2 protein-coding genes are annotated in these 1527 nt (G+C 66.8%); both read right to left on the reverse strand.

All coding sequences use genetic code 11. The features are described 5' to 3' along the window. The coding region (locus AB4Y86_RS18710; protein WP_441403633.1) for a UDP-glucose dehydrogenase family protein at window positions 1-900 on the reverse strand (900 nt) is incomplete at its 3' end. Between the two features lie 27 nt (window positions 901-927). Next, entirely contained in the window at window positions 928-1371 is a 444-nt protein-coding gene (locus AB4Y86_RS18715; RefSeq protein ID WP_441403634.1) for a VanZ family protein, read from the reverse strand. Between the last annotated feature and the right edge of the window lie 156 nt (window positions 1372-1527).

Genomic DNA, 1527 nt, shown 5'->3' on the forward strand with positions numbered 1-1527 from the left:
GGTCCGGCGCCGCATGTTGATCGCGTCCACCTCGCRCAGAAAGGTCAAGGCCTGATCCGCTCCCAGCTCGCCGGCACGGGCCATGAACGCGCGAATGTCTTTGGGCAGGCACCCTCCGCCGAAACCGATACCGGCATTGAGGAATTTCCGGCCAATCCGGTCGTCGAGGCCAATTGCGTCCGCCAGCTTGGTCACGTCGCCGCCGGTCGCCTCGCAGACCTCGGCCATTGCGTTGATGAACGAGATCTTGGTGGCGAGAAACGAATTCGCGGCGGTCTTGACGAGTTCTGCCGTGGCGTAGTCCGTGATCAGCCGCGGTGTCCCGCTGGCGAGCGGCGTCGCGTAAACCTGGTCCAGAACCGCGACGGCGGGGTGGTCTTCACTGCCGTCCGGGAGACCGTAGACGAACCTGTCCGGGTTCAAGGTGTCAGTGACGGCGTGGCCTTCGCGCAGGAACTCCGGATTCCAGACCAGCGTGGCACCGGGCTCCTTCTCCGCGAGCAGCTCGGCAAGCCGGGCGGCGGTCCCTACCGGCACCGTGGATTTTCCGGCGATGACGTCACCGGGAGCGACGTGGGCGCCCAGCCCGTCCACGGCCGCGTTCACGAAGCGCAAGTCCGCTGCGTTTTCCCCCCGTTTTTGCGGGGTGCCGACGCAGATGAAGTGAACCTCGGATCCGCGGGCGGCGGACATTTCGGTGGTGAACCGCAGCCGGCCGGATGCCTCGACTTCGGAGAGGAGCTCGTCGAGCACGGGTTCATAGAACGGGGCCCGTCCCTGGGACAACCGGTCTATCTTGCTTTCGTCGAGGTCGATGCCGACCACGTCATGACCCAGCTTGGCCATGCACGCCGCGTGAACAGCGCCCAAGTAGCCGCAACCGATAACCGAGATCCGCATGCCGAGATCCTCCCCCTGATGGTGTGATCACAGAGTACGTGCTGGTGCCCGGTTTCGGACAGACCCGAGACGCCGCATCAGCAGCAGGGCCAAAAAAGCGCCAAGCACGGCCCCCACGGTGTTCGCCAGCACGTCGGCGAGCGTAGCGTAACGGGCGGGCAGGAAAAGGAACTGGGTGAGTTCAATGGCGCTCGACGCCAGCAGCCCGGCGACCCCGCCAACCCACCAGCAGCCCCTTCCGACAACCCAGGCCACAAGGGCGCCCAGCGGGATGAAGAGCAGCACGTTCGCCGCGGACTCTATGAAGCCGTAGTTCACCCAGTCGGGGACGCCCCGGCGGTGCAGCCCCTGCAGCGCACTCCCCAGTAGCCCTGCGATTGGGCGGTCCACGGGCTGCGGCCACAAGGCCACCGTCGCCAGCCCCGCGGCGTAGGCCAGGAGTCCCAGCATGGCGACGCGATGGTTCCGCAAAGCGCTTCCCCCTCATCCGGGCCGGGTGGTTGCACGATTCTAGCCCCAAAGGCTCCCGCGGCAGATGCCCGAAGGAGCGCCTAACCGACGGCAAAACGCCGGACGCGGCCGCCGGAGTGATCCGGCAGCCGCGTCCCGGGGTGTAACGGGGTGTGC

It is taken from the genome of Arthrobacter sp. 2YAF22_2 (assembly GCF_052114645.1).
In the GTDB taxonomy this organism is placed as follows: domain Bacteria; phylum Actinomycetota; class Actinomycetes; order Actinomycetales; family Micrococcaceae; genus Arthrobacter.